The 20,604-nt window shown below is 33.9% G+C and carries 19 protein-coding genes; 15 read left to right on the top strand and 4 right to left on the bottom strand.

From position 1 onward, the window contains the following. Nucleotide 1: 1 nt before the first annotated feature. From radA to panC, 4 genes are all read right to left on the bottom strand, one after another. A complete protein-coding gene (gene radA, locus OGZ34_RS03930; RefSeq protein ID WP_263362206.1) occupies nt 2-1,363 on the bottom strand; it encodes a DNA repair protein RadA in 1,362 nt (453 codons plus the stop codon). Continuing rightward, nucleotides 1,363-2,517, bottom strand: a complete 1,155-nt coding sequence (locus OGZ34_RS03925) for an alpha/beta hydrolase (protein WP_263362205.1) — start codon at nt 2,515-2,517, stop codon at nt 1,363-1,365. The genes radA and OGZ34_RS03925 overlap by 1 nt, the downstream gene beginning before the upstream one ends. 402 nt (nt 2,518-2,919) lie before the next feature. Then, nucleotides 2,920-3,270: an aspartate 1-decarboxylase gene (panD, locus tag OGZ34_RS03920; RefSeq protein WP_017495920.1), complete on the bottom strand. Its 351-nt coding sequence runs from the start codon at nt 3,268-3,270 to the stop codon at nt 2,920-2,922. A gap of 14 nt (nt 3,271-3,284) precedes the next feature. Then, complete coding sequence (panC, locus tag OGZ34_RS03915; protein ID WP_263362204.1) at nt 3,285-4,163, bottom strand: pantoate--beta-alanine ligase; 879 nt, start codon at nt 4,161-4,163, stop codon at nt 3,285-3,287. Nucleotides 4,164-4,241: 78 nt separating this feature from the next. Here panC and OGZ34_RS03910 point away from each other — a divergent pair, with 78 nt between their 5' ends. The 15 genes from OGZ34_RS03910 to OGZ34_RS03840 all read left to right on the top strand — a co-directional run bounded on the left by OGZ34_RS03910 (nt 4,242) and on the right by OGZ34_RS03840 (nt 20,602). After that, on the top strand, nt 4,242-5,048 hold the full coding sequence (locus OGZ34_RS03910; protein WP_173964648.1) for a glycogen/starch synthase: 807 nt from the start codon (nt 4,242-4,244) through the stop codon (nt 5,046-5,048). 21 nt (nt 5,049-5,069) lie between these two features. Next, on the top strand, nt 5,070-6,701 hold the full coding sequence (locus OGZ34_RS03905) for a DUF4270 domain-containing protein (protein ID WP_263362203.1): 1,632 nt from the start codon (nt 5,070-5,072) through the stop codon (nt 6,699-6,701). A 10-nt stretch (nt 6,702-6,711) separates the two neighbouring features. Further along, nucleotides 6,712-8,562 carry a glutamine--fructose-6-phosphate transaminase (isomerizing) gene (glmS, locus tag OGZ34_RS03900; protein WP_263362202.1) on the top strand — a complete coding sequence of 617 codons (1,851 nt, stop codon included), beginning with the start codon at nt 6,712-6,714 and terminating at the stop codon, nt 8,560-8,562. Nucleotides 8,563-9,300: 738 nt separating this feature from the next. Continuing rightward, nucleotides 9,301-9,564: a hypothetical protein gene (locus tag OGZ34_RS03895; protein WP_263362201.1), complete on the top strand. Its 264-nt coding sequence runs from the start codon at nt 9,301-9,303 to the stop codon at nt 9,562-9,564. Between the two features lie 225 nt (nt 9,565-9,789). Further along, nucleotides 9,790-10,284 (top strand): hypothetical protein, encoded by a 495-nt coding sequence (locus tag OGZ34_RS03890; protein WP_173964652.1) that lies wholly within the window; start codon nt 9,790-9,792, stop codon nt 10,282-10,284. 991 nt (nt 10,285-11,275) lie between these two features. Continuing rightward, nucleotides 11,276-11,983, top strand: a complete 708-nt coding sequence (locus OGZ34_RS03885) for a hypothetical protein (protein ID WP_263362200.1) — start codon at nt 11,276-11,278, stop codon at nt 11,981-11,983. Between the two features lie 383 nt (nt 11,984-12,366). Further along, nucleotides 12,367-12,645, top strand: a complete 279-nt coding sequence (locus OGZ34_RS03880; protein ID WP_173965135.1) for a hypothetical protein — start codon at nt 12,367-12,369, stop codon at nt 12,643-12,645. Nucleotides 12,646-13,301: 656 nt separating this feature from the next. Continuing rightward, a complete protein-coding gene (locus OGZ34_RS03875; protein ID WP_263362199.1) occupies nt 13,302-13,808 on the top strand; it encodes a hypothetical protein in 507 nt (168 codons plus the stop codon). Nucleotides 13,809-14,285: 477 nt separating this feature from the next. After that, nucleotides 14,286-14,549 (top strand): hypothetical protein, encoded by a 264-nt coding sequence (locus OGZ34_RS03870; protein WP_173965136.1) that lies wholly within the window; start codon nt 14,286-14,288, stop codon nt 14,547-14,549. 579 nt (nt 14,550-15,128) lie between these two features. Beyond that, the gene (locus tag OGZ34_RS03865) at nt 15,129-15,407 is read left to right on the top strand and encodes a hypothetical protein (RefSeq protein WP_263362198.1); all 279 of its coding nucleotides are present in this window, start codon (nt 15,129-15,131) and stop codon (nt 15,405-15,407) included. 37 nt (nt 15,408-15,444) lie between these two features. Continuing rightward, nucleotides 15,445-15,630, top strand: a complete 186-nt coding sequence (locus tag OGZ34_RS03860; protein ID WP_263362197.1) for a hypothetical protein — start codon at nt 15,445-15,447, stop codon at nt 15,628-15,630. Nucleotides 15,631-15,724: 94 nt separating this feature from the next. Next, complete coding sequence (locus OGZ34_RS03855; RefSeq protein WP_263362196.1) at nt 15,725-16,060, top strand: hypothetical protein; 336 nt, start codon at nt 15,725-15,727, stop codon at nt 16,058-16,060. Between the two features lie 254 nt (nt 16,061-16,314). Further along, entirely contained in the window at nt 16,315-16,581 is a 267-nt protein-coding gene (locus OGZ34_RS03850; protein ID WP_263362195.1) for a hypothetical protein, read from the top strand. A gap of 296 nt (nt 16,582-16,877) precedes the next feature. Beyond that, the gene (locus OGZ34_RS03845; RefSeq protein WP_263362194.1) at nt 16,878-17,393 is read left to right on the top strand and encodes a hypothetical protein; all 516 of its coding nucleotides are present in this window, start codon (nt 16,878-16,880) and stop codon (nt 17,391-17,393) included. A gap of 377 nt (nt 17,394-17,770) precedes the next feature. Further along, nucleotides 17,771-20,602, top strand: a complete 2,832-nt coding sequence (locus OGZ34_RS03840) for a TonB-dependent receptor (protein ID WP_263362193.1) — start codon at nt 17,771-17,773, stop codon at nt 20,600-20,602. The last annotated feature ends 2 nt before the right edge of the window (nt 20,603-20,604 follow it).

Genomic DNA, 20,604 nt, shown 5'->3' with positions numbered 1-20,604 from the left:
ATTAACCAAAAAGAATGCTGGCTACATCTTCGATTTTAGCCACAAGTTCAATTTTGATTCCGATATTTTTTAAAGCAATTTTATTGTATTTGGATACAAAGATAGTGTTGAATCCAAGTTTTTCGGCTTCCTGAATGCGTTGGTCGACACGGTTTACCGGACGAATTTCGCCTGAGAGTCCAACTTCGCCCGCGAAACAAAACCCTTTTGTTACCGGAATGTCTTCATTGGAAGATAAAATGGCGGCAACAACGGCTAAGTCAATAGCAGGATCATCAACAGAAATTCCGCCGGTAACATTAAGAAAGACGTCTTTGGCGCCTAAGCGAAATCCGGCTCTTTTTTCCAGAACTGCCAGAATCATGTTCAGTCTTTTAGCATTGTAGCCTGTCGTACTTCGTTGGGGAGTTCCGTAAACTGCGGTACTTACCAGTGATTGTATTTCTATCATCAAAGGACGCATGCCTTCGAGTGTAGTAGCAATTGCTGTTCCGGATAACTCCTCGTCTTTATGCGAAATTAGAATTTCTGAAGGGTTAGATACTTCGCGTAAGCCACTGCCTAACATTTCGTAAATTCCGAGTTCGGCAGTTGAACCAAAACGATTTTTTAATGAGCGTAAAATTCGGTATACATGATTTCGGTCGCCTTCAAACTGTAAGACAGTATCGACCATATGCTCAAGGATTTTTGGTCCGGCAATATTTCCGTCTTTGGTAATATGTCCGATTAAGATAACCGGAATATTGGTTTCTTTTGCAAATTTGATCAATTCAGCAGTTGTTTCCCTGATTTGAGAAATACTTCCTGCAGTTGACTCAATATAATCGGTGTGTAAAGTCTGAATAGAATCGATGATTACAATTTCAGGCTGTATTGCTTCAATTTGTTTGAAAATATTTTGTGTTTTGGTTTCTGTCAAAATGTAGCAATTGTCGCTGTTGGGAGTGATTCGCTCTGCACGCATTTTGATCTGTTTCTGACTTTCTTCGCCGGAAACGTATAAAGTTTTATAAGGTAGTTTTAATGAAATTTGAAGCAAAAGTGTGCTTTTTCCAATACCTGGTTCACCGCCCAAAAGGGTCAGGGATCCGGGAACAATTCCGCCGCCCAAAACACGATTTAGTTCGCCGTCAGTAGTATTCATTCGGATTTCCTGTGCCGAATCAATTTCATTAATTTTTAAAGGACGCGGAGCCTTACCATTTGAAGTGGGCTCGCTTTTCCATGCTACTTTTTCCTGCTTCTGAATAATTTCCTCAGCAATAGTATTCCATTCTTTACAGGCATTACATTGTCCTTGCCATTTGGCATATTGGGTCCCGCAGTTTTGGCAAAAAAAAGTAGTTTTAACTTTTGACATTATTTAGTGGTTTTTGCAAGTGCATTCATTTGGTCCATTTTCTCGTACATTAAATCTTTATTTAAATCACCAATTGGTTCCATTTGAGAAGCATTTTGGTATTTTTTAGAAGCTCTTTTTGGGTCACCCATTTTCTCATACATAAGCCCTAGTTCGTATTCTCCCAGCATGGCTTTTGGATAGTTTACATTTCCAATTTCAGCCATTTTGCCTAATTCGTCATAGGCGTTCTTTTTTAAAATGAGGTTTTCAATTACTTTAAAATCACTCATTCTCACTGGAATCTGAACTCCTAAAACTTTAGACATGGTGTTGTATTTGTTTTCTAAATAATCAGCATATCCGGTTTCCAGAACCGCAATTTTATTGTTGTATTCAGAGGAATTAATGGGTTTGTAAACATCGAAAATCTGATATAAGGCACTTGGAATTGCATGTAAAACCTGAGTGTAATGGGTTGTGCCCTTAAATAAATCGTATTTGTAATTTACTAACGGATTATTGGCGATTTTAATATTGCTGTCTAATTTTTCGATAGGTTCTTTGATCTTTTTATTGTCTCCATCAGCTACAGACAGGTAATAAAATAAAGGTTCTGTAGTTTTGGCCAGTTTTTCGGGAATTCTAATTTCCATTTTATTGGCAAGTTCAGGACTAAAAGCAATGTAAGCATTAAAAAGAGGCTGCTCTTTGTATAAATAAAAATTAATGAAACTTGCAGTTGCATCGTGACCGGCAATAATTCTGAAAGGTGATGTACGGTATTTCTTTTCGATGTAAGGCACTAATTCGGCACCAACAAATTCAAAAAAACTAGCTCCTTTTTCAAAAGGAAGTCCAGTATTCTGATCAATAGTAGTATCGTCTTCGCGCTCGTCGTTTTTATTTTGATGAACACCAATAATAATCATCTCAGGTAAATCTCCCCAATAGGTGCCATAGCTTATGGCGCCGGAGAATGGGTCGAATAAATAATCACCATCCAGCAAATATAAAACGGGATATTTCTTATCGGGATTGGCTTCGTAAGATTCCGGAAGGCCTATTGTTATTCTTCGTTCTTCTCCAAGCTTTTCGGATTTAATGTTGTCAAATTTTTTCTGCGAAAAGACAGAAATTGAAATTAAGGTAATTAGTAGGTAAACTTTTTTCATGAGTGGGGCATTTCAGTGAGTTAAAAAGTATTGTAATAGTGTAGCAATATAACATTTTATTTGCTTTTTTAGTATTGTAATCCGTTGGGGCGAATTTATTTTAACACATAGTTACACAGGTTTTGTATTTATAGAAAAGGCATTTTACTTCATTTAAATATGCATATTTTTCTATGTGAAAGAAATGTGTTTCTTTCTTTCATTTTTTTATACCTAAGTAATCTATGTTTCTATGTCCTAAATCAATTTTTTGTTAATTATTGTAATCAGGTCGTAGCAAGAATTTTAAAAATAGCAAGCCCCATTTGTTATTAAAGTCAATATTGAATTTAAGCCAATAAAATACTGTTTGTGTCAAAAGATATTGAACAAACTAAATCGAATAAAGTGTAAAAGGAAAGATTAGGTTAGCGAATTATCATTTTCATTTGGAAAAATGATCCATGGTTTGAAAGTTTTAGCTTCTTCAAACTCCAAGGTTGCATAAGATATGATAATGATAATGTCGTCTTTTTGAACTTTTCTGGCAGCAGGTCCGTTCAGGGTTATTTCTCCTGAATTTTTCTCTCCCTTGATCGCGTAAGTTTCAAAACGTTCGCCATTATTGATGTTTACAATTGCTACTTTTTCGCCTTCAATGATGTTTGAAGCTTCCAGTAAAGTTTCATCAATAGTAATGCTGCCAATATAATTTAAATCAGCTCCGGTTACTTTTACTCGATGAATTTTAGATTTTATAACTTGAATTTGCATGGTGCAAAGGTAAATTAATTTAATGAAATGGTGTCAATCAACCTTATAGAATTAACAAATACCGCTATAAAGGCACGGTAGTTTTTGTCTTTGCTTTTGTGTTCTATAGGTAATAATGTGGATTCGTCAGCGATGACGAAATATTCGAGTTCAAATCGTTCGTTGTCTTTGAAAGAATTTTCTACAAATTGAATGGTTTCTTCAGAAGTGCCTTTCAGAAATATTTCTTTTGCTTCGGTCAAAACCTTGTAAATTATAGAAGCCTCTTTTCGTTCTTCAGGAGTTAGACGCTCGTTTCTAGAGCTCATCGCGAGTTGATTGTCTTCTCTAAAAATAGGGCAGCCTACAACATTTACGGGTAAATGATTTTTTTCAACCATTTTTTTAACGATCTGCAATTGTTGAAAATCTTTTTCGCCAAAGTAAGCGTTGGTTGGAGTGACGATTTCAAACAAGCGTTTTACGATAGTTCCGACTCCGTTAAAATGACCTGGTCTGAATTTTCCTTCCATTTGATTTTCTAAACCGTCAAAATCAAAATCCTCAGAGATCGTATGGCCTTCATAAATATCATCGACAGTAGGAGCATAAAGAATCATTTTATCGCTTAAACCTCTCATTTTCTTTACGTCTTCTTCTAGAGTACGCGGATATTTTTCAAGATCTTCAGGGTTATTGAACTGGGTTGGGTTCACAAAAATACTCACGACGGTATCGTCATTTTCTTTAAGTGATCTTTGCATTAAAGCCAGATGCCCTTGGTGTAAAGCGCCCATTGTAGGTACAAATCCGATAGTAGAATTTGCGGTTTTGATAGTTTTTAAATAAGCTATCAAAGCTACTTTACCGTAGAAAATATGCATGGCAGTATTATTAAAATTTAGTGCAAACATAATATATTAGTTAATAACTGCATAAAATTTTGTAATTTTGCAACGTTTTTATTACCAAAAATTAAGTAAAATACTATTATGAAAGATAAGAGGATATTATATGTATCATCTGAAGTCGTGCCTTATTTGGCTGAAAATGAGGTTTCTTTAATGTCTTATGACGTTCCAAAAATGATTAACGATCAAGGAGGTCAGATAAGAATTTTCATGCCAAGATATGGGAATATTAACGAGAGAAGACACCAGTTACACGAAGTAATTAGACTTTCAGGAATGAACTTGGTAGTGAATGACTTAGATATGCCATTAATTATTAAAGTTGCTTCGATCCCGAAAGAAAGAATTCAGGTTTACTTTATTGATAATGATGAATATTTTAAGCGAAAAGCAACTTTTGCCGATGAAGAAGGGGTTTTGTATCCTGATAATGATGAAAGAGCTATCTTTTTTGCAAAAGGAGTTGTTGAAACAGTAAAAAAACTAAACTGGGTTCCGGATATTATCCACGTTCACGGTTGGCTGGCTTCGATGTTACCTATTTACATGAAGCACTATTATAAAAATGAGGCTTTATTTTCTGAGACTAAAATTGTAACCTCGGTTTACGGACAATCTTTTGATGAGAACCTGGATCTGGAGATGATTAATAAAGTGAAATTCGACGGAGTTCCGCATGAATCAGTTGCTGATTTGGAAGTGCCTAATTACGAAAATATCCTAAAAGCCAGTATATTGCATTCGGATGCTGTAATTATAGCTTCTGAGAATGTATCTCCAAGTTTAACAAAATTTATAGAATCTTCAGGAAAACCTTTTTTACCTTTCGCCACGAAAGATGCATTCGCTGAAGCGTATACAAATTTCTATAAAACAATGGGTCTTTAAATTTTAACTTTATTATTAAACATGTACAATACTTCTTTTATTAAGAAAATACTATTAGTTGCAACAGTTGTCCTTTTATATTCTTGCGATAAAGATTTTAATGCGATTGGTGATGGTTTGATCGGAGACGATCATTTTGGTCTGGAATCTGAAAAATATGATGTTTTAGCTTATAATCAGGAAGTAACCCCGATTCAGTCAAATGGAGCGGTAAATTATGGTTTAGGTATTTACGATAATACAGTTTTTGGTAGTACAACGGCCAGTTTTGCTACTCAGGTTAGTTTAGAAACCTATGCGCCTACTATTGGTGATGCGCCTGAAATAGTGAGTGTAGTACTTAGTGTTCCTTATTTTAATCATGTTAAAAGTACTGATCCTAGTGGTAATAGGACATTTGCGTTAGATTCTATTTACGGAGCTTCTAATGGGAAGATGAAACTTAGTGTGTATGAGTCTGGTGTTCAAATGCGTAATTCCTTTTTTGATGGAGGAGCACAATTTGCACAGCTGTATAATACAGATATGGACACAGATACAGGTGTAGCCGATTATATCAATTTTGATAAATCTAAAAAACCTTATGTGGCTCCGGGAAAGACTGAAGGAACTCCTTTAAACGATGATTCGGATATCACTCAAAATGAGCAGTTTTTCTTTAATGCAAGTGAGATTACGGATAAGAGTACAGATCCTACGACCGGTAAAGAAACAAGTACAAAAGTTGCCCCGGAAATGCGTTTGAACCTGAATAAAACTTTCTTTATGGATAAAATCCTTAAAGCTCCGGCTGCAAAATTGGCTTCTGCTGATGTTTTTCAGGAGTATTTCAGAGGATTATATTTTAAGGTGGAACGTTCAGGAACCAGTCCAGCCAATATGGCTTTGTTGAATTTTGCAACAGCAGGTAAAATTACGATTAAGTATAAGGCTAAAACAGCGATAACGACGGATCCTGATACAACGATGGAGGATAAAACCTTAACGATTAAATTGACAGGTGCGTCAGCAGGTTTACTTAAGGAGGCTAAAGATGCTGGTTATGCTGGTGTAATAACGAATCCAAATAATAAAACAGGAGACGACAGACTTTATCTAAAAGGTGGACAGGGATCATTGGCGGTGCTGGAACTTAATGGTTTTGGTGCTAAACTGGACGAAATCAGAACGAAGAAATGGTTGGTTAATGAGGCTAATTTAGTTTTTTCTATTGACACAGATAAAATGGCAGGTTCTTATGAACCTAAACGAATTTATTTGTATAATCTTGATGACAATGTACCTATCGCAGATTATCTTTCTGATGGAACATCGTCTAATCCACTATTGAATAAAGCAGTATATAGTGGTATTATTAATGTAGATCCTACTACAAAAAGAGGAACAACTTATAAAATTAGATTAACGAATCACATTCGTAATATCATTAAGAATGCAACTGCGAAAAACGTGAAATTAGGTTTGGTGGTTACAGGAGATGCAACTGTAATTGCATCTAACAAACTAAAACTAAAAAACAGCGTTATCTCAGAGGCACCAAGAGCTTCGGTAATCAGTCCGCTAGGGACTGTATTATTTGGAGGTACGTCAAGCGCAAATATTCCGTCAGGGAAAAAATTACAGCTTGAAATTTACTACACGAAACCAAATTAATAATTAATATATGTGTGGAATTGTTGGATATATCGGTCATCGAGAGGCTTATCCTATTGTAATCAAAGGGTTAAAGCGACTCGAATACAGAGGATATGATAGTGCCGGTGTTATGTTGTATGACGCCGAATCAGGTATAAAACTTTGTAAAACAAAAGGTAAAGTTTCGGATCTTGAGGCTAAGGCCAAAGATAGCTTAGATGCAACCGGAAGCATTGGAATTGGACATACTCGTTGGGCAACTCACGGGGTTCCAAATGATGTAAACTCACACCCGCATCTTTCTAATTCAGGAGAATTGGTTATCATTCACAATGGAATTATTGAGAATTATGCACCACTTAAAGAAGAATTAATAAAGAGAGGTTATACTTTTAAATCAGATACAGATACTGAAGTTTTAGTGAACTTAATTGAAGAAGTTCAGAAGAATGAAGGTTTGAAGTTGGGTAAAGCAGTTCAGATTGCTTTAAATCAGGTAGTAGGAGCTTATGCAATTGCTGTTTTTGATAAAAAGAATCCAAATGAAATTGTAGCGGCCAGATTGGGTAGCCCATTGGCAATTGGTGTTGGAGAAGGAGAGTATTTTATTGCTTCTGATGCCTCGCCTTTTATTGAATACACTTCAAATGCGATCTATCTTGAAGATGGTGAAATGGCAAACATTAGATTGCACAAGCCGCTTAAAGTTAGAAAAATTAAAGACGACTCTTTAGTAGATCCTTATATTCAGCAGCTTCAGATGAACCTGGAGCAAATTGAAAAAGGAGGGTATGATCATTTCATGCTAAAAGAAATTTACGAGCAGCCAAGTGTTATAAAAGATACTTACAGAGGAAGACTTCATGCAAATGAAGGAATCGTTCAGATGGCTGGTGTTGAGGATAATTTAGAAAAATTCCTTAATGCTAAACGAATTTTGATCATTGCTTGTGGTACTTCTTGGCATGCCGGTTTGGTAGCGGAGTATATTTTTGAAGAATTTACACGTATTCCTGTCGAGGTAGAGTATGCTTCAGAGTTTAGATATCGTAACCCAATCATCAATAAAGACGATGTAGTAATCGCAATTTCTCAATCAGGGGAAACGGCAGATACTATGGCAGCGATTAAATTGGCAAAAGAAAACGGTGCCTTTGTTTTTGGAGTTTGTAATGTAGTAGGTTCTTCTATTTCAAGAGAAAGTCATGCCGGTGCTTATACACACGCGGGGCCAGAAATTGGAGTAGCTTCAACAAAAGCATTTACAACTCAAATTACAGTTTTAACCATGATCGCATTGAGATTAGGTAAAGCTAAAGGAACCTTATCAAACACTGATTTTCATACCTATTTGCAGGAATTAGAGATAATCCCGGAAAAAGTAGCTGAGGCATTAGAGACTAATGACAGAGCCAAAGAAATTGCGGCTGCATTTAAAGATGCGCCAAATTGCTTGTACTTAGGACGTGGTTATAATTTCCCGGTAGCATTGGAAGGAGCTTTGAAGCTTAAAGAGATTTCTTATATCCATGCTGAAGGTTATCCTGCTGCTGAAATGAAGCACGGGCCAATTGCTTTGATTGATGAGCACATGCCGGTTATTGTTATTGCGCCTAAACAAGGGCATTATGATAAAATTGTAAGTAACATTCAGGAAATCAAATCCAGAAGCGGTAAAATCATTGCCGTAGTTACCAAAGGTGATACACAAGTTCGTGAGTTAGCCGATTATGTAATTGAGATCCCTGAGACTTCAGATGCATTGTCTCCACTGATCACTACAATACCTTTACAATTGCTTTCGTACTACATTGCAGTTATGAGAGGATGTAACGTAGATCAGCCTCGTAACCTGGCAAAATCAGTTACGGTAGAATAGATCTTTATTTAAAGTATATAAGTATTTAGAAATGCGAGGCTTAGGTCTCGCATTTTTTTGTCACAAATTTTGCATACTGGAAAGATAATAATTAGTATATGCGAATTTTTTTGAATTATTCTGAGAGAAAGAGTTTTCTTGTTTGTTTTTGTTTCGCGTGGTTTTCTAAATTTGATTTAAAAAAAAATGGTAGTTGGTAGAGATAATGGATTATATATAGCTTTGATCGTAAGTTTAATAATTCTTTTGTTGGTTAGGTTTTATTTTAGGTTTTGTTATTCAATGTGTTTCAATGAAGATAAATTTTATAACGATTGTATTTATTATTATATTATTTTTTTAATCCCATTAATGGCGATTTTGAGTAAAAAAGCATTTAAAATTAAATACATTCAAGTTATAAATTATTTAATAGTTATTCTTAATTTACTTGTAAGTGTGATTTACTTTTATTGCCTGGTATAAATTTTCAGTTTCATGCGGAGTTCAAATCTTATAGTAGGTAATCGCTGTTCTAAGAAGTTTTAATCGTCAACGCTGTGAGAACATTTCCTGCTTTGTGTTAGTTGGAATTTTACTGTCTTAGTTTTTGATATTCAATAAGATAAGTGTTTGGTTTTTAGTAGAGATGGGTAATTGTATGAAAGGTATTGTATCGAGGAAAAATCAAAAAAAAATGGAGTATTGTTTTATTGGTTTTTGTTGTTTTTTGTTTCTTCTTTTCAAGAATCAGTAGAAATGATAAATTATAAAGATGAATTAAATGATGAGTACACTGGTATAGTTTTAGAGAAGTATATTGATGTTTCAGATCACTCGATTTGTAAACTAAAATTGAGATCTGGAAAGATCGTTAACGTATGGGATAACTGCTGTCTAAGAGTAGATTTAGGAGACTCAATAGTAAAGAAAAAGGGAAGTTTTGATTTTGTTATTTATAAGCTTTCTGGGTCTGTAATTGTGGTAAGCATAAAAAAGAATTTAATAAGTCCTGAAAACTGACACAATTGTGACCTGCTCTCCGAAGTCTCCTGACCTCCGCTGGCGCGAGAGTCGCTCTCGTGAACGCAAATAAAGTTGGTTACTGCTATGGAAAAAAAATAAATAAGTTATAAAGGTGAGGAGTTGGTGTTTCGAAAAGAAAACGGATTGATTTTGATTGTGTCCACAAGCGAGACGCTCGCGACAGCGAGGGGTAATTTTGTTAGATAAAATTAAGTAAAGATTATGGAAATAGAAGTGACTTTTTTTAACCAGCTAAAAATGCTTATTGATTTGATTGTTGTGTCAATACTGTTTTTAATTTTATTATTTCTTATAAATGTAATAGAATTAAAATGGGGATATTTTATATTAATTTCTTATTTGGTATTCTTTTTTTTCCCAGTATTATTACTTCATATTAATTACTTAAAGGAAAATTTAGATAATGTTTTTATTGTAGAAAGCAATGTAATAATTAATAAAAACAGTTTAGAAAAGTTAAAGTATACCTCTGAAGAAATTTGTGAAATTATATTTTTTATGAATGGCTCTAAAGGTACTGTTAATGGGACATTGGCTTTCAGTAATTACTACTATGCAAAAATTGAACTTTTAGATGGATCTAGTTTTGTAATTACTTCTTTATGTTCTAATAAAATTGATAAAATTTTAAGGGATAATTTTAAGAATGTTGAGATAAGGATTGAAAAAGTGTTTTATCCTATGATTAATCAATAGGTAGAATATGTTTTAGATGTTCAAAGTATAACCGTATCGATTTGCTTCCCTTCGCTGGCGCGAGCGTCCCGCTCGTGAATACATATAAAGTTAGTTTCTGCGATGGAAAAAACAAATATGTATAAAGGTGAGGAGTTGATGGTTAGAAAAGAAAACGGATTGATTTTGATTGTGTCCATGAGCGGGACGCTCGCGCGAGTGAGTGGGTATGAAAGCAAAATATTTAAAGATTAAGACAATGAAAATTTATAAATTAATTTATTATCATTTTTATTTAAAAAGCTCAAAAAAGAATGCTGTACCCGAAATACCAGTATACGCAATGTTATCTTTTACACAAACAAGTAATTTGATAACGATTATTAATGTTATAATGATAATTACTCGAATAGACGTTAATTATGATATAAGGAAAATTGCTCTTATCGGGCCTGTGTTGTTTTATTTGTTTAATTATTATTATTTTAGTAAAAAGGGGTATGGTGCAATCATAATTAAAGATGATTCTTATTCTATTGGTAAATATTCTTTTTTACTTGACATATATAATGTTTCATCATTTCTTTTGGTCGTGCTGACATATTATTTTTATAAGGAATTTTAGAGATAAATGAACTAGGTTGTAATTTTTTTATGAAATTCCGACTAGAGTTCTTGTCTTTTACTTTACATGAATTCCCCACCTGCTCTCCAAAGTCTCATGACCTATGCTGACAGGAGCGGCCTGTTGGTGAACGCAAATAAAGTCGGTTCCTACTATGGAAAAAAAACAAATATGTATAAAGGTGAGGAGTCGATGGTTTGAAAAGAAAACGGATTGATTTTGATTGTGTCCACGAGCGGGACGCTCGCGCCAGCGAAGGAATGAAACTTATATGTGTAGTTTACATTATAATTCAACAGGAAATTGGAAGATTAGAGGGATGGTGTATCCATATCCTAGAAATTTTGATACAGGAATCAGAATTAGTAAACCATAAATAATAATTATATGAAGGAAATAATAGAAAGGACAATGTTTTGGTTTAATGACGAAGAAGACATAGTTAGTTTAAATCATAAATTTTATTTTTTAGGTAATTTGTTAAATAGAATATTAAGTGAAAAATATAATGGTAAAAAAATAAAATATATGAACATTGAGTTTTATAATAATGCTGGAAAACTTCAAAAAGCTTATAAAAAAGACTATTTTCTTCATTATTATGGTGGACAATTTACTTATAAAAAAGTTGTTGATTTAAGCTGTTTTTTAGCATTAAATTTTGCAAACCAAAAAATATTTATTTGGGAACAAGCATATGAGATGTTGCAATTTGCAAGCAAAGAGTTAAAAAATGAAAGTTTATTAATTTCTAGCGAGTATGCTTACCATAAAGGACTAGAAATTGGACTAATTGCCGATTATAGAATGATTGAAACTGATGTAGTCTTGTTTAAAGAGAATTACAAAGCATCATTATGGGTTGTTTTTTTAGAAAATCAAATGCAAGCTAATTTTACTTTAGAGAAAAACAATAAAATTATTTTTGAAAAAGTTATTGGTACTGCTCCTAATGGTATGGATTTTTTTCTAGTTATGTTTAAAAAAATCGAACAGAAAGATAACTCTATTGTTATTAAAGGTGCAAAAGACGTAGAATATTTACCGATGAAAATATTGTTTTCAGAAAACTTGACTGAAATATCAACTAGATAGCTTGGAAATGTAAAAAAAAGTCGGATAGGATAGCGTAGTTTTGCCATCCGTACCCGATAGCTCGGAAATGCAGTAAATATCTCGAGAATGGATAGCGCAGATTTCCCCGCTCCGCAAAGTCTCAAGACTTTGCGGATTTTTAAAAGTTGTTGAAAGTCGTAAAATATGATAAAAGTCTCCTGACTTTTTCCATGAATGTCTTGATAATTGTATTTGTTTCAAGGGTTATCGGTGAGTATGCAACTGCCAAAAAACGTTGTAACGGCATATAGGAACGGGTACGAAGTCGGGAGACTTCGCACAGCAGGGGTTGCACGAATATCCTGCATTGTTAAAAAATCCGAATGTTACAGGTATAATTTTTCACTATTAAATCCAGTATAATGTTAACCTCAGAAAAAATAGAAATATATAAAAAGTACAAAGGCTATTATGATGGATACTATATTCAGAATAAAGGAAAAGAAAAACTAATTTCTGATGATGAATGGTTTTTGCTTAGTAATCTAGTACAAGATATTTATTTGATTAGAAATGGAGTAGCAGCAAAGTCGTTTGAAAAAAAGATAACTGATGAACTGACTAAAAATTGTGATAGCAAAATCACATACGATTTAGTTTTTGAATTAGAAAAATATATAAATGAAGAAAATCCGATTTAGTTAAGCTTTTACTTTACAAACTATACGGCTCAATGACCTGGAAGTCGTTAATATTTTTAAAACGGCTTCATGGGGAGTTGGAACGGCAATTTCATCCTGGGGAGTTGGAGGTTCTTTTGCTGGACCTTATGGCGTTTTAGCAGGAATAGTTGTTGGTGCAGGTTTTCAAGGAATGGAATATTCCCCCCGCTCCGCAAAGTCTCAAGACTTTGCGGATTTTTAAAAGTTGTTGAAAGCCGTAAAATATGATAAAAGTCTCCTGACTTTTTCCATGAATGCCTTGATAATTGTATTTGTATCAAGGGTTATCGGTGAGTATGCAACTGCCAAAAAACGTTGTAACGTCATATAGGAACGGGTACGAAGTCGGGAGACTTCGCACAGCAGGGGTTAATAAAATTACTGGAGAAGTCTAGTATATTGGTATTACTCAAAGAGATCCATCTATAAGATTTGATGAACATGTAAATTCAGGAGGAGCTAAATCTTTGTTGAGATATGGGGGAATTGATGGATATCAAAATTTGAGTAGAATAAATGCCCGAATTATTGAACAATCTCTAATAAATCAATATGGAAAAGGAAATTTATTAAATATAAGAAATTCTATCGCTCCAAAATATTGGATAGAATATGGAATTAAACCGTAAGTAAAAATGAAAAGAGTAAGCATAAAAGTAGGAGATGTTTTTTTTGTTAAAGTTGATGATTTTAGCAAGCGCTATTTTCAATATATAACAAATGATTTAAAACAATTGAATAGTGATGTGATAAGAGCTTTTGATAAAGTTTATCCGATTGACAGTTCACCCGTTATTGATGAAATTATACAAAATAATATTTTATTTTATGCACATTGTGTAACTAAATGGGGAGTAAAATTAGGTTTTTGGGAGAAAGTAGGCAATGTCAAAGAAGTTGGTTCGTTTGAGAATATTTTATTCCGTGGAACAAGAGATTACGGAGTAAAGAAAGGAGAATGTCCAGTTAAGATTTCAAGTAATTGGTACGTTTGGAGAATTAATGATGCGGAGTTTACTCATGTAGGAAAATTAGAGGATGAGAATAGAAAAGCTGAAATAGGGGTTGTTATGGATCCTGAAAGTATTGTACATAGAATAAGGACAGGTCATTATGATGGATTTTATCCTTCTTTTGAATAATTAATGTGAAATTAGTGATTTACCATATCTCGAAGATTGAAAATTTTATCCCTCCGCTTGTGCCAGTGTCCGCTCGCGATTGCAAGTTTAGTTGGTTACTACCCCGCTCCGCAAAGTCTCAAGACTTTGCGGATTTTTAAAAGTTGTTGAAAGCCGTAAAATATGATAAAAGTCTCCTGACTTTTTCCATGAATGTCTTGATAATTGTATTTGTTTCAAGGGTTATCGGTGAGTATGCAACTGCCAAAAAACGTTGTAACGGCATATAGGAACGGGTACGAAGTCGGGAGACTTCGCACAGCAGGGGGGTACAAAATTTGCTCTGACTGCCGGTATTGGTAAAGCGATTAATAGAATTCCAGGAGGCGAATATATTTTTGATAAAACAATTCTAAAAGTTAGCACATTCGTTTATGATAAATTGGTGTCTCCTAGTATTCAAAGAAATTTTATTGTGATAAATCAAAAGAGTAAAAGATGACATCAGGAGATTATTTAGAAAGAGTTATTTATGGTTTACCAATAGGTTTGGTAACGTTTTTCATCGGTTTGATATTTTATGTTTTATATAAAAAGAAAAATATTAAACCAGTTTATGGGGTTAAGAGAGGTAATATTTTTGAGTATATATCAGATTCTATAAAGATATTGGCTTATCATTATAGTATGGCGCTTATGTTTATCGGTGGAGTTATAATTGTAATGGCACTAGTTTTTTTGATTTTATTTTTTCTGTCTTAGAATATTCGTTTTGAGTAATTAGAGTGCTTTTCGAGGTTTTGATAGAAACGGTAATACAGATTTTTGAGGTAAAGATGAGTAATTGGATGGTAGGTATTGTATCAAGGAAAAATCAAAAAAAATGGAGCGTTTTTTTATTGTCTTTTGTTGTTTTGTTGATTTTTGTTTTTTATTTAAAAGAACCCCGCTCCGCAAAGTCTCAAGACTTTGCGGATTTTTAAAAGTTGTTGAAAGCCATAAAATATGATAAAAGTCTCCTGACTTTTTCCATGAATGTCTTGATAATTGTATTTGTTTCAAGGGTTATCGGTGAGTATGCAACTGCCAAAAAACGTTGTAACTGCATATAGGAACGGGTACGAAGTCGGGAGACTTCGCACAGCAGGGGTTCACAAGCTTATAATTTGTGGGCAAGACTTTCTACTAAATATGCCCAAGATGCTAGGGGAACGATAAATGTATTTCAAAATGCACAGCAAGGGGTTGGAATGCAAAGTATATGGAGGTTGCACGAATATCCTGCATTGTTAAAAAATCCGAATGTTACAGGTGTAATTTTTCACTATTAAATCCAGTATAATGTTAACCTCAGAAAAAATAGAAATATATAAAAAGTACAAAGGCTATTATGATGGATACGATATTCAGAATAAAGGAAAAGAAAAACTAATTTCTGATGATGAATGGTTTTTGCTTAGTAATCTAGTACAAGATATTTATTTGATTAGAAATGGAGTAGCAGCAAAGTCGTTTGAAAAAAAGATAACTGATGAACTGACTAAAAATTGTGATAGCAAAATCACATACGATTTAGTTTTTGAATTAGAAAAATATATAAATGAAGAAAATCCGATTTAGTTAGGCTTTTACTTTACAAGCTATACGGCTCAATGACTTGGAAGTCGTTAATATTTTTAAAACGGCTTCATGGGGAGTTGGAACGGCAATTTCATCCTGGGGAGTTGGAGGTTCTTTTGCTGGACCTTATGGCGTTTTAGCAGGAATAGTTGTTGGTGCAGGTTTTCAAGGAATGGAATATTCCCCCCGCTCCGCAAAGTCTCAAGACTTTGCGGATTTTTAAAAGTTGTTGAAAGCCGTAAAATATGATAAAAGTCTCCTGACTTTTTCCATGAATGTCTTGATAATTGTATTTGTTTCAAGGGTTATCGGTGAGTATGCAACTGCCAAAAAACGTTGTAACGTCATACAGGAACGGGTACGAAGTCGGGAGACTTCGCACAGCAGGGGATAATTATGTTGATGTAAAAGGGACTTGGAAAAAGGTAGTTGATGGAGTGAATTTAAAAACTTTAGCAAATTACAGCAAAAATTTAGCAAATGGTGCAAAATATAATTTATACTTTTCAAGTTGTGTAAATCATATATCAAGAGCGTTAAGTTTGGCAGGTGTTCCAGTACTAGAAATGCATCCATTTATTTTGAATGCTCAAATTTATTTGAGAAATTTAGGAGTTAGACCATCCTTATTTTCTTACCACTTACAAAAATAATTATTATGAGACTTATATTTTTATCAATGCTTTTAACAATTTGTTCAAATCGAGCAGAAAAAAAGAAGAAAGATTTATATATCAATCAAATAAATTTCCTTGGTATATTTTTTATGATGCAAACAATGACGATTGTGATTTTATCGAAATTGGAGGTGTCAAATACGGTTATATTGATAAACTCACGAAATTAAATCAAAAAGATACAATTTCAAAAAGTGAAAAAGGCATGTTGTTTTATAAAAAACAAAAAAATGTTTTATTACAATAATGAGTTAAAGCAAGAATTTTTACTTGAAAAAGTAAATTATAAAGGTAGTTTCAAAGATAAACGATTTAGAATTTTTGACACGTATGCTTTCTTTAAAGGGAAGTCACTTTTACTAAACGAAAAACAAAATAAAGATTTTTATAACATTGTAAAATCTGATTTTAAAGTATTTGAAGGGACTAATAAACACGGTTGCGAAAATTTTAATTTTGAGGATTTTTTGATTAGTTTGAAAACGATTGATAAATAACTCCCCTGCTAGCGCAAGCGTCCCGCTAGTGAATGCTTATAAAGTTAGTTTCTGCGATGGAAAAAAATTAATATTTATAAAGGTGAGGAGTTGATGGTTCGAGAAGCGCCCTGACTTCGGAGTAAATAGATTTAAAGGTATAAGGTTTATGAAAAGATAGGGAGTAGATGTGTGGCTTTGGGATATAGAATCAATTATAATTTTTAAGAAAGAATACCTTTTAGTGACGAGGTGCTTTTTTGTGTTTACACCATTGGAACATTTAAAAATAATAATAAGTAATAAATATGAAGAAAATGAAATTATTGATTAGCTGTCTGTTTTTAGTATTATCCGTATCGGTATTCTCACAACAACTAAGCTATAGAAGTGGTGGAGTGGTTTACAATGATGCTGAGAATAAAAAACTTTCAACCAATGTGGTTCGAGCTTATCTAGATAACAATCCGGAAGCATTGTCACTTTATAACGCCGGGCGTAACAAAAAAACGTGGGGAAATGTACTTTTCTACGGAGGGAGCAGCCTTGTGGTTGCCAATTTAATAGTGGGTTTAACTCAGGATAATACCACAGTTTCATATCCTGGAAACGGATATAATCCTTCGATTAAATCCGAGCCTACCAGTTTTACAGCCGCGATTATTGGAGGTGCAATGATTATCGCTTCGATCCCTATTAAGATGGGGTATACTAGAAAGATTAAATCTGCGATTTCGAAACATAATGAAGGTTTGGTAGAAAATTATAAATCGGTTCCCAAAACTACTTTAATCGCAAGTGCTAATCAAATTGGCTCGAAGATTGAGTTTTAAGCCAACTTGTTTGTATTTAATGGTTTGGGTATAAGGAATAATTATTGGCATTTTGTTTCGTTTCGATTGACAAAATAGTTGAATTATTAAAAATGTTAAAAAAGCGAGATTTTGATCTCGCTTTTTTTTATTGTCATATTTTTTTATCGTCTGTGTATTTTTATTAAATCCTCATTTTTTTGGTTTAAAATAATATGTATGCATAGTAATTGAATTGCTGGAGGTGTAATATTTGATTTTAATTTAACAAAACAGTATTGATGAATAGTTAAAATATTGTGTAAAAATATGGTAAAAGTGAATTTTATTTAACATTTTTTTATACATATTGAAATTATTTGTATTTTGGTAGTATAAACTAAACAAAAACTAACCAAATGAGAGTCTATTTATTAATTATGTTGTTTTTCAGCGGAATATCTTTTGCGCAGAATTCAATTACCGGTTCTGTGACTGATGGCAGTAAACAACCTATTCCCGGAGCCAACATTGTCGTAGTTGGAAGTTCAAACGGTGCTTCTACCGATTTTGATGGTACATTTAAATTAAGCACTTCGGCTAAGCTGCCTTTTAGTATTAAAGTTTCGGCTGTAGGTTTCGAGTCTAAAACGATTAATGTTACCGCCGCAAATCAAAAGATTAATGTAGTTTTAAAAGACGAGGAAACCAAATTGAATGAAATTGTAGTTTCTGCTTCGAGAACTCCTGAAAGAGTTCTTGAGTCTCCGGTAACCATTGAAAGAATGGGGATTCAGGACATTAAGAAAACGGCTTCTCCTTCTTTTTATGATGGTCTGGAAAATTTAAAAGAGGTGCAGATGAATACCAGTAGTATGTCTTTTAAATCAATCAATACCAGAGGTTTTGCGACTGTAGCTAACACCCGTTTTATGCAATTGGTGGATGGTATGGACAATTCATCTCCGCTTTTGAACTTTGTTTTAGGGAATTTGATTGGTGTTTCAGAAATAGATGTTCAGAGTGTTGAATTGTTGCCGGGTGCATCTTCTGCCCTATATGGAGCAAATGCTTTTAATGGAATTTTATTTATGAACAGTAAAAGTCCATTTACATATCAAGGGGTATCTGCTTATTTTAAGTATGGAGTGACGTCACAGGAGGCTGCAGGTGTAAATAATTACTATGATTTAGGAGTACGTTTTTCACATGCGTTTAATAAGTATTTCGCAGCTAAAGCCAACTTTACTTATATGGAGGCTACGGATTGGTATGCTACAAACTATAACGATAAAACAATTCCCGGAATCGACAGAAGCAATCCCAATTATGATGGAATTAACGTTTATGGTGACGAGGTTTCAACTAATTTAAAAGGAGTAGGACAGTCACTGGCTGTTTTGGGGTTGATTCCTGCTTCGGCTGTGAATTTATTACCTAGTAAGAACGTAAGTAGAACTGGTTATAATGAAATAGATCTTACGAACAACAAAGCCGGAAATACTAAAATTGATTTTTCATTACACGGAAGACCTTTTGGAGATGACAGATTGGAAATTATCTGGCAAAGTAAATTTGGTACCGGAAACGCGGTTTATCAAGGAGCTAATAGGTACTACTTGAATGATTTTTTTATGCAACAACATAAAATTGAGTTTAAAGGGAGAAACTTTTTCGTAAGAGGATATACGACATCAGAAGACGGAGGACATTCTTATGATATGGGCTTTACGGGTATTAACATCAATAGAAAGTGGAAAGATGATAAAACCTGGTTTGGTCAGTATGCCGGGGCTTACGTTCAGGCTACTTTAGGCGGAGCAACTCCTGAGCAGGCTCATGCGGCAGGAAGAACTACGGCAGATACAGGTCGTTTGTTACCGGGTACAGCAGCGTTTAAGAATGCGTTCAATCAGGTAATTGATGATGAAAGTATACTTACGGGTTCAAAACTGGTGGATAATTCGAAGATTTACCATTCAGATGCCAACTACAACTTTAAAGATATGATAAAGTTTATGGAAATTCAGGTTGGTGGATCGTTCAGATTGTACGAGTTAAATTCTCATGGAAGAATCTATACCGATGCTAATAGTGGTATTAATTATACAGAATACGGTGCTTACACACAATTGATGAAGAAATTCATGGACGATAGATTGAAGTTTACAGGATCTATTCGTTACGATAAATCAAAAAATTTCGATGGTAATTTTTCACCAAGAGTGTCTTTGGTGTATTCCGGAGGAGAGAAAAAGAATCATAATTTCAGAGGATCGTTCCAAACGGGTTTCAGAAACCCTTCTACACAAGATCAATATATTGGTTTTAATATAGGAAATGCGGTGTTGATTGGTTCTGCTCCGGATAACTTGTTGCGTTTTACTGAGACATTGCCGGTTTCGACAACGAAGGGTCAAGGTTTTGCAAAAGGGTCAACTGTTGTAATGACCGGTTTGAATGCGTATGGTAATTCGTATACGGCAAGCTCAGCCAGTGCTTTTGCTGCTTTGGCAGGAACTGATCCTGTAGCTGCGGCGAAACTTTTAAGAAAAACAAATGTAAACTATGTAAAGCCGGAAGAAGTTAAAGCATTTGAGTTGGGGTATCGTTCTTTTATCAATGATGTTTCAATCGATCTTAATGTTTATTATAATATTTACAATCATTTTATTGGAAATCTAAATGTTATAGCGCCTTTTTATGGTACAGCACAGGATTCTCCTGATGTTACTAAGGGAGATACAGATCCGGGTTTTCAATCAGTTCATGCTCTTCAGAATGGGAATACTAGAGCATATCAGTTGTATACCAATACAGATGTTGAAATCAAATCGTTTGGGTTTGGTGTGGGTCTTTCTAAAAAAGTGATTGCTAATTTTGAATTAGGAGTAAACTATAATTATGCTCAGTTTGATTTTGATCAGGCAAAAGATCCAAGTTTTGAAGCTGGTTTTAATACACCAAAACACAGAGTTAAAGTATCTCTTGGAAATGATAAATTGTTTGAGAACTTCGGGTTTAATGTGAGTGGAAGATGGAATAGTGAATACAAATGGGAATCAACTTTTGCAGATGGTATCATTAAGGAAGCAACTGTAATTGATGCGCAAATTAATTACGGACTTCCAAAATTAAAATCAATTTTCAAATTAGGAGCTTCAAATATTGGTGGAAAAGAATACGCTCAGGTTCTTGGTGCAGGGTATATCGGTCAGCAATATTTTGTTTCCTGGACGATCAATCCTTAATT

Source organism: Flavobacterium collinsii, from assembly GCF_946903285.1.
Lineage (GTDB): Bacteria > Bacteroidota > Bacteroidia > Flavobacteriales > Flavobacteriaceae > Flavobacterium > Flavobacterium collinsii.
The sequence above is the reverse complement of the archived record's forward strand: the minus strand, read 5'-3'. Positions and strand labels throughout refer to the sequence as shown.